Consider the following 9,652-nt stretch of genomic DNA (forward strand, 5'->3'; position numbering starts at 1 on the left):
TTTTGGAGGAGCCTGTCACTAACGGGCTCCTTTTGTATTTTTTAGGAGTCTTGTGGGAGGCAAGGCTCCTAATTTAATTAAAGGAGGAAAACGAGATGAATCAAACGATAGTCGCCATCATTATTTTTTTATTGACGTATGCCATTATAATTACGGAAAAATTAAACCGGGCAGCCATAAGCATCTTCGGAGCGGCAATCATGGTTATATTGGGAATCGTTGATGTTCATAAGGCATTTACAACGTACATTGAATGGAATACGATTACACTGCTTATAGGCATGATGATTCTTGTCGGAATCACAAATAAGACGGGAGTATTCCAATATGCCGCAGTAAAGGCTGCTAAACTTGCAAAAGGAAATCCGGTTCGAATATTGCTATTTCTTTCATTGTTGACGGCAGTGGCCTCCGCTTTTTTAGACAATGTAACGACCGTCTTGCTCGTTGTTCCGGTCACGCTATCGATCACCAAACTGTTACATCTTAACCCTGTCCCATTTTTAATTTCGGAAATTATCGCTTCAAATGTTGGCGGAACCGCAACCTTAATTGGTGATCCGCCAAACATCATGATCGGATCAGCAAACAAACATTTAACGTTTAATGCATTTCTCATTCAACTTGGCCCAATTATTGTCATTATTTTAGCAGTGACATTATTTATGCTGTATTTAATTTATCGTAAACAACTGAAGGTGAATGAAAAAGATGTTGCCAAATTAATGGAGCTGAATGAAAAAAACTATATCGAGAATCCGATATTAATGAAGAAGTCGTTAGTTGTTCTTTGTTTAACAATTGTAGGATTTATGCTTCATTCAGTCGTTCATTTGGAAGCTTCCGTTATTAGTATCACGGGGGCAACTTTGCTCATGCTTATTGGCTTAAAAGAAAAAGATATTGAGGAAGCATTTGAGTCGGTAGAGTGGGTGACGATTTTCTTTTTTGCCGGATTGTTTACACTCGTCGGCGGTCTTCAAGAGGTTGGAATGATCAAGTTGCTCGCACAAAAAGTATTAGATGTAACCAACGGAAATATAACAACTGCTTCAATCTTCATTTTATGGGGATCTGGCGTTGCATCTGCAACGATCGATAATATTCCATTTGTTGCAACCATGATTCCGTTGATCAAAGATATGGCGCACAATTTAGGCCTTGCTGTAAACTCGCCAGAAATCAATAGCCTCTGGTGGTCGCTAGCGTTAGGTGCCTGCCTGGGCGGGAATGGAACGATCATTGGGGCATCGGCGAACGTAGTCGTCGCTAATATGGCTGCCCGCGATGGAAGAGGGTTCAGCTATTTTGAATTTCTTAAAATTGGGGCACCGTTAACTATCCTTTCTTTAATCATTGCCCATATTTATATCTACTTTCGATATCTCATTCATTTTTAACAGGAATCGGCAAATGGCCGGTTCCTTGTTTAAACCGAACAAATCTAGATGAACACACATAAATATGGTAAAGTAAAAAGATAGAATACAAGTAGATGGGGATAGTTATGCGGAAGACATCATTCAATGAAGAGAAAAAAATTCAAGCTTTAGCAGAATCACTTGCAGCGATTTATGTAAAAATCGCAGAAACAGAAGATGAAGAAAGTGCTTTAGAAGTGTTGCAATTATATGAAAAAGTGAAACAGATGCAACTTACGATCGCTTTTTGCGGCCATTTTTCAGCTGGAAAATCAAGCATGATCAATGCGATTGTGCAAAACAATATTTTGCCGTCAAGCCCAATTCCGACAAGTGCCAATCTTGTACGGCTCCAAGAAGGCAGTGGCGGGGCAGACATTCGTGTGAGGGATAGAGGCACGATTCACCTTCCTCCGCCAATTGACATGGGGCAAATTAAAGAGCTTTGCAAAAATGGGCTTGATGTACAAGAAGTTACTATTCATTTGGAGAAAAACATTTTGCCTGATAAGATTGCGATCTTTGATACACCGGGCATTGATTCAACAGATGATGCCCACCGTGTGGCAACAGAGTCTGCCCTTCATTTAGGCGATGTTGTTTTTTATGTCATGGATTATAACCATGTTCTTTCACAACTGAATTTTACATTTGTAAGGCTTTTGAAAGAACAAGGGAAGAAGCTGTATTTAATCGTTAACCAGATCGATAAGCACAACGAAAAAGAACTTGACTTTAAAGAATTTCAAACTAAAGTCGAGGCTGGTTTTAAAAGCTGGGGGATTGAGCCGGAAAAGATCTTTTACACGTCCGTCCTTAAACCCGACCACCCATATAGCCAGTTGAAAGATATTCGAACGTTAATCGAAAAGTTTTATTTAGAGAAGGATCAAACGCTTATACAAAGCACGATCAATGAAACGAAAAGGCTCATTCAAAAACATGTCCAAACGCTCACTTCTCATTTTGAAGATAATTTTAATGAACAGTTTCAGTTAATTGAAGAGGAACGGGAAAATAGCGAGGACACGAGAAATGAGTACGAAAGATTGCTTCATGACAAGGAAACGCATGAAAAACGCGTAGAAGAAGAATGGGCTGACTATAAAAACGAGGCGAATAAAATTGTAGAGAACGCCATTTTAATGCCGTTCCATACGAGAGACCTGGCGAGAAACTATATTGAAAGCAGACAAAACGGATTTAAAGTAGGTTTCCTTTTTTCTTCCAAAAAGACGGAAGAAGAAAGGGACAAACGGCTAGAAGCGTTATTTAAAAGTGTGAAAGAAAATATCGAAACGCAAATAGAGTGGCATTTAAATGACTATTTAACTGCGTTTTGCAAAACGTACGACCATCCTCCTTTTAAGGAGGTAACCATTCCTTTGACAAAAGACGATCTAGCTAAATTAATTAAACCGGGTGCCTCATTAAATGGAGAGTACGTCCTTCAATATGGTAATGATGTCGCAAATGTGATTAAAAGGCTGGCGTTTAAAGAGCTCCAATCGATTCTCGCTGAAATCGAAAATTCTATTCGAGCAAAAGGTGAGACAAAGCTTGCGGAAGTTGAACAAGAACTTGTTCAATTGGCTCAAAAAATAGAAGCCTACGAAACATATGAAAGCGTTAAAGAACAGCTGGAAGAAACGGAGGAGGAATTAAACCGTTTATTGACGGCGGAACACATTCCGGAGGCAATGATTGAGGAAACGGAAGCGGCAAGAGCCCGGCATAATCGTTCCTTAGATGCGCGCGAAATCGAAAACTTGATGAATCCGATTATAGAAACAGAGTTAACAGAGGGAACACACAATCAGCAAGAAAGACAATCGTCGCGGGTCACAAAAGGCGAATTAGCTTCAACCGCGGCAAGGCTAAAACAAGTATCGGACATCATCAGAAGCGTAAGCGGTCTGGAAAATTCCGCAGCCGATATGGAACGATTTGCTGAAAGGATAGAGAGCCGAGAATTTACAGTATCGTTATTTGGCGCATTTTCTGCAGGGAAATCATCTTTTGCAAACGCACTTTTGGGTGATGATTTGCTTCCTGTTTCTCCAAATCCAACGACGGCAACGATCAATCAAATCAAACCGGCAACAAATGAAATACCGCATGGAACCGTTTTTGTCGTTCTGAAAAGCGAAGATAGCCTGCTTTCAGAAATTAACCAATCTCTTTCACATTTTGGAAAACAGGCTGAAAACATGAAGGATGCCGTGAAGATGGCAGGTAGCTTATCTCAATTGGACGGCAATGAAAAGACAAAACCGCACATCCAATTTTTAAGGGCGGTTAATAGCGGCTTTCAGAAAATAGAGAATCAACTTGGGAAACAACTAAAAGTATCGATCGAACAATTTAAAGAATTTGTCGCAACGGAAGAGAAAGCATGTTTTGCAGATCATATTACAATTTATATTGATTCCCCGCTGACAAATTTAGGAGTGACACTTGTTGATACGCCTGGAGCGGATTCAATAAATGCCCGCCATACAAATGTCGCATTCGAATATATTAAAAACTCAGATGTCATTCTTTATGTAACCTATTATAACCACGCTTTCTCAAGCGCTGACCGCGAATTTTTAATTCAGCTCGGAAGGGTCAAAGATGCATTTGAACTCGATAAAATGTTCTTTTTAATTAATGCGGCGGATCTGGCGAGCGATGAGGAAGAATTAAATGACGTTGTTCTGCATGTTCAACAAAATTTACAACAGTTCGGCATTCGAAACCCCCGGTTATTTCCTGTTTCGAGCAGATATGCTATTCTCGGACAAAAAGATCGTTCACAATTAACGGACGACGAGAAAAGACGATTGCAAGAGTGGGCAGGAAGCGCGGAACAAGAACAAGTTTTAATCCAATCGGGCTTTACGCCGTTCTATAACAGGTTTACAACATTTATCCAGGACGATTTGTCGAATATGCTAGTATCGAAGGCAAAGCGGCAAGTTGAACAAGTTAAAACTATTCTCGATCATTTTATCGGACAGGCGGCTTTAGATAAAGAAAGTCGAGAAGCAAAAGCACTGCACTTAGATCAACAGTTGAATAAAGGATTTGAAATTACGGAACAGCTTGATCAAGCTGAATACAATCAGCGGCTTGAAAAAGAAATAAAGGAATTGTTATTTTATGTAAAACAAAGAGTGTTCCTCAGGTTTAATGAGTTTTTTAATGAATCGTTTAATCCTGCAGTGCTAACAGGCACGGTAAAGGAGCAAAAGATGGCATTGCCTTCCTGCCTAAAGGAATTGCATGAAAGATTAGAATTTGATTTGTTGCAGGAATCAAGGGCCACCATGTTAAGGGTTGAAAATTATATTAGCAAGCTCTTGAAGGAAATTTTGCAAGAGCTTAAAAACGAATTTATAAAAAATGAATTGCCGGAATCCATCTTTACAGAAATAGATGTAACCATTCAGACACCGGAATTATCGCTCAATCTTGAGCATTTAGAGGCTTCAAAAAGTGCAGCTCTTTTTAAATTCTTTAAAAATGCACGACAATTTTTTGAAGAAAATGGGAAGAGCAAAATGATGGAGTCGGCAAAAGATATGTTTGATGAACCTTGTCAACGTTTTATCCTAAAGTCGACAGAGGAGTTTAACCGCTATTACGGAAGTTGCTTTCAAACGGAATGTGAAACGCAATTGGGGGAAATCAATGAGCGGCTATCTGCTTATATTAAAGGCTTGCTTCTTGCGTTAAACGATCCAACAGCTTTAGAACAATTACGGGAATGCCAGAGGAAAATAGAGTCGATTGAATAATAAAAGACCACCGCGGAAGCGGTGGTCATTTATTTACGATATTTCTTTTGATAAGTCAGCGGGCACTAATTTAAGTTTTTCATGAACTTTATTTAATTTGTCGTTGAATGATTTGAATAGTTTATCAGCTTCAGCCCCTTTTTTCTCATCATTAAGAGAGGCGGCGCGAGCTTCATAAGATTTTTTCAAATCTTCCAGTGCTGCTTTAATATTGTCCTGATCGTCTTTTGGCAATGTCGCAGGAACCGTAATGTTAGGAATTTCAGATACGGCTTTTTCTAAAGAAGCTTTCGCATCAGTTTTCGCTTTCTCAAGATCTTTTTTAGGCGTTTTCTTTTCCGGATCTTGAGCCGCTATGTAAGCATTGTAAGGGGCATGCCATGTTCTAAGTTTATTCGACAAATCCCCTTCAAAGTTTAGAACCTCTGTTTTTTCTTTTACAGCATTGTCAGTTTTCGCCACTTTCTTCGGTTCATTATCGTTCTTTTCGGCAGTATCTTTATTGCTGCAGCCGACGATGCTAAATGCTAATAGCAAGCTGGCAGCAATACCAAATAGCTTTTTCATTTGTTGACCCTCCTATATTTATATTTTTCGGAAGAATTTTCCGAACCTTTCTAAGTTTAATATCTTTTTCCCATTTTGTAAACAATTAAGTTCTTTTGAATTGTGGGAAATATGAAAAAGCAGCCCGGAAAAGGGCTGCCTACGATTCAAGAGAGCGTATAAAAGTTTCAAGTTTGTCCATCCCTTTTTCCAATAGCGGCATCGAAGCTGCATAAGAGATGCGAATATATCCTTCTCCGTACTCGGAAAATGCGCTCCCGGGCACCACAGCGATACGATGTTCCTCAAACAACTTTGTGGCAAAGTTAAGCGAGCTAAGGCCAAAACGAGAAATATTCGGGAAAATATAAAATGCCCCGTCCGGCTTTGTTGTTGGGAGACCCATTTCCTGAAGCCGGCTAAACGTATAAGTTAATCGTTTTTTATATTCTTCTCTCATTGGCAAAGCATCATCCATCCCGTTTGTCAGCGCTTCGATTGCTGCGACTTGCGAAATGGTAGAGGCACAAGAAACATTATATTGATGAACTTTAATGAGATGTTTACATAAATAAGACGGTGCGAAAATAAAGCCGATTCGCCATCCCGTCATCGCATGAGATTTAGAAAGTCCATTAATGACGACCGTTTTCTCTTTCATTCCCGGAAATGAAGCGATCGACGTATGTTTTTCATCATATGTCAGTTCGCTGTAGATTTCATCTGCGATAATAAAAAGATCTTTATCACTCAAATAATCCGCCATTTCCTGTAAATCCGACTTGCTTAACGTACAGCCCGTAGGATTGGAAGGGTAAGGAAGAAGGATACAACGCGTTTTTTCCGTAACATGTTCCTCCATTAATTTTTTGGTTAATTTAAAACCGTGTTCCCTTGTGTCGACAAATACAGGAGTTGCTTTGCACATTGTAATGACGGGTGCATATCCAGGATAAACTGGAGCGGGAAGAATGACTTCATCTCCTTCCCGCAAAATCGTTCTTAACGTAACATCAATCGCTTCGCTCGCGCCGCTTGTGACGATCACTTCATCTTCAGGGTTATAAGATAGCTGATATTTTTCTTTTAAAAAATGACAAGCCGCTTCTCTTAATTCAAAATACCCTGCATTGTGAGAATAAACGGTTTTATTGGCATCAATCCCTTTTTTCGCGGCGGATTTAATATGATCCGGTGTAGGAAAATCAGGCAGCCCGAGCGTTAATGAAATGGCATCTTCATATTGGCTAACCGTATTGAAAAACGTACGGATACCGGAAAGCTGAATGTTTCGAACAGATGGATTTAACAAATGCTCCATAATTATAAGTCCTTTCTCTTCCTTATGATAATGTTCATAGTTTAGCTTTACATCGACTTTTTCGTCAATTATTTGAATGGATTGCATTAAATTAATCATACTAAAAAAGATGTCATATTTGTACGGAGGATTTTATGAACGCCAAAAATAAGTTAGATTTGCTTGCGATTGCTTCTATTCCTCTAGGCCTAGTGACAGGGTTCCTGCTGTAGACCGCAAAGTAACTTTGGAGAAGTAATAAAATCCTATTTTTTTAGTTCTTCAAGCTTTCTTCTATTGACTGCTCTGTATAAGGAACCTTGTGATATTCCAGTTGCCGAGACAATCTCCTTTATGGAATATTCCTCACTATCATACATCCTTAGCGCAACAGCAAGCTTTTCTTTATCCAACTTGGGTCTACCTAATGTTTTCCCACGCCTTTTACTTGCTTCAAGTCCTTCCTTTACTCTCTCAGCAATAAGGTTTCTTTCTAATTCTGCAATGACACACATCATTTGGAACATGGCTTTGCCTGTAGAGGTTCTTGTATCCATATTTTCTTTTAAAGAAATGAATTGCACCCCCATCTCTTCTAACTGTTGAATAATGTTGAGGATATCCAATGTTTTACGTCCTAAACGGGAGATGCTCTCCACTACAACTGTATCGCCTTTCCGGATGACATCAAAAAGTTGGTGAAGTCCTTTTCTATCTTTAACTGTACCAGTGAATTTCTCCTCAACTATTTTTTCACAACCATATTCATTAAGCATACCAATTTGCCGATCTAAATTTTGGTCAATAGTAGATACCCGAGCATAACCAATTATCATTTGTAACCTCCAATAAACTTGTATATTTTTATTTTACTAGAGGGGCACTTATTGTAAAGGTATTTGATAATACTTTTGGTAATTATTTTTGGTAACTGCTAATCTTAATAAAATCAAAGGGTAACAGGGCGATGGGGGGACATTACAAAAACACTGGTTTTTGGTAATCTAGTTGAGTAAAAAAAGTTATTTAATTAAAAATAAATCGTTACATTTATAATATAGTAATCCTGCTGCGTAAATAACACGTTTTTAAAAAAAGTGACATATATTAAAGGGATAAATACGTCTGTAAAAGGAGAATGAATTTGTACCGACAATTAGGTTATTACCATCAATGGCAAAATCCAATGTATTATAACCGGTATGACAATAATTGGTGTAACGACTGGAATCCCCATTATTATAACTGGAACAATAATTTGGGCGATAATGAAAATCCTTATAATAGAGGCAATATATTAAAGGATTTCGGGCCGCAGCCATTTGTAATTAATATTGAACAGGCCGCCAAGAAGAATAACAATTTCCGCATAGCTTTATGGACGGGAAATCATTTGCAGGTTACTTTAATGAATATTGGTGTTGGAGAAGATATCGGATTGGAAATCCACCCAACATTGGATCAGTTCCTCCGTATTGAAGATGGTCAAGGACTTGTTCAAATGGGGAAAAATAAAGGAATATACGATTTTCAAGCCAATGTATATGACGACTATGTAATCGTGATACCCGCAGGAACATGGCATAATCTAACGAACACAGGTAATAAACCAATAAAATTATACTCCATTTATGCACCACCTCAACATCCATATGGTACTGTTCATGAGACAAAGGCAATTGCCATGGCTTCAGAAAATCACTATTAATAATTTTTGACTGATAACCCTAATACAAATTAGTAATCCCCATATTTTATGGGGAATCACTCCTGTAACGAAGGTATTCAAACGCTGGACAAAATTCATTTTCCGTATAATAAATAGCAAAATATTATAGCCTACAATTTGTCCTGCTAGTTATATGGATTAATAACTGCGTTAAGGTTAGCTTTGCACACAAATGGGATAATCCAACAACGTATACAAACATAGGACTTTACTTGGAGAGATGGGTATGATAGGCTCGTTTGCCTGATGAAACCTTAGCTTCAGCCTTTCAAGACAAATCGTACCATTCAACTATATGCACCTTATATATAGTATCAACAACAAAACATTGATATGTTGCACCCTTTATCATTGTTTATATGTATCCACAGAATATGCGTTTAAGGACTTGACTTGGAGCCTCTGTGTAAAGGAATTTTTTTGTAACATAATTTTTTGTTCTAAACGTTGAATGATCTGCATTTTTCAACGAAAGGATGAGCTTCTAACCGTTAAAAGTAAACATATTCAGCTTGTGGTGCATATACTGGATTGGTCCTTTATATAGGATAGTAAATAAGATATCTAATCCTTTATCCTTCAGAACATAAACTTTAAATTTAGGGGGAGATTAGTATTGCAAACTGCACAGCAAACAATGGTTAGTATTCCATTCCCGTCAGTATGGGGCATCCATGCTGCTATAGCTGGTAGACCAATCGTTTGGGGTTTACTAAACATTAACTCTATTACAGATAACAGGATAGTTGGTACGGTTAATTTCCGTGGCACACCTATTCCAATTAATGGATATTGGGATGAAAACACCAATCAAATAAGATTTGATTCACCTTTTGCCGCATTTTCCGGTAACTTAACTATATTTGATGATCCC

The 9,652-nt window shown here is 38.3% G+C and carries 6 protein-coding genes and 1 pseudogene; 4 read left to right on the forward strand and 3 right to left on the reverse strand.

Going from position 1 to position 9,652, the window contains the following annotated elements:
* Positions 1–95 precede the first annotated feature (95 nt).
* Entirely contained in the window at positions 96–1,400 is a 1,305-nt protein-coding gene (locus tag WD019_RS16275) for an ArsB/NhaD family transporter (RefSeq protein WP_026677739.1), read from the forward strand.
* Between the two features lie 107 nt (positions 1,401–1,507).
* A complete protein-coding gene (locus WD019_RS16280; protein ID WP_425712181.1) occupies positions 1,508–5,203 on the forward strand; it encodes a dynamin family protein in 3,696 nt (1,231 codons plus the stop codon).
* Positions 5,204–5,236: 33 nt separating this feature from the next.
* Here the strand turns inward: WD019_RS16280 and WD019_RS16285 are convergent, their stop codons facing one another.
* The 3 genes from WD019_RS16285 to WD019_RS16295 form a co-directional block, all read right to left on the reverse strand.
* Positions 5,237–5,770 carry a hypothetical protein gene (locus WD019_RS16285; RefSeq protein ID WP_026677737.1) on the reverse strand — a complete coding sequence of 178 codons (534 nt, stop codon included), beginning with the start codon at positions 5,768–5,770 and terminating at the stop codon, positions 5,237–5,239.
* Between the two features lie 139 nt (positions 5,771–5,909).
* The gene (locus tag WD019_RS16290) at positions 5,910–7,070 is read right to left on the reverse strand and encodes an aminotransferase A (RefSeq protein ID WP_425712182.1); all 1,161 of its coding nucleotides are present in this window, start codon (positions 7,068–7,070) and stop codon (positions 5,910–5,912) included.
* A 245-nt stretch (positions 7,071–7,315) separates the two neighbouring features.
* Positions 7,316–7,885 carry a recombinase family protein gene (locus WD019_RS16295; RefSeq protein ID WP_009336472.1) on the reverse strand — a complete coding sequence of 190 codons (570 nt, stop codon included), beginning with the start codon at positions 7,883–7,885 and terminating at the stop codon, positions 7,316–7,318.
* Between the two features lie 302 nt (positions 7,886–8,187).
* On the opposite strand from WD019_RS16295, the gene WD019_RS16300 reads away from it, so the two are divergent.
* Positions 8,188–8,757: a cupin domain-containing protein gene (locus tag WD019_RS16300; RefSeq protein WP_058005455.1), complete on the forward strand. Its 570-nt coding sequence runs from the start codon at positions 8,188–8,190 to the stop codon at positions 8,755–8,757.
* Between the two features lie 637 nt (positions 8,758–9,394).
* Positions 9,395–9,652, forward strand: a pseudogene (locus WD019_RS16305) (hypothetical protein); the annotation flags it as partial.

It is taken from the genome of Fictibacillus sp. Mic-4, from assembly GCF_049843615.1.
GTDB lineage: Bacteria > Bacillota > Bacilli > Bacillales > Fictibacillaceae > Fictibacillus_A > Fictibacillus_A gelatini.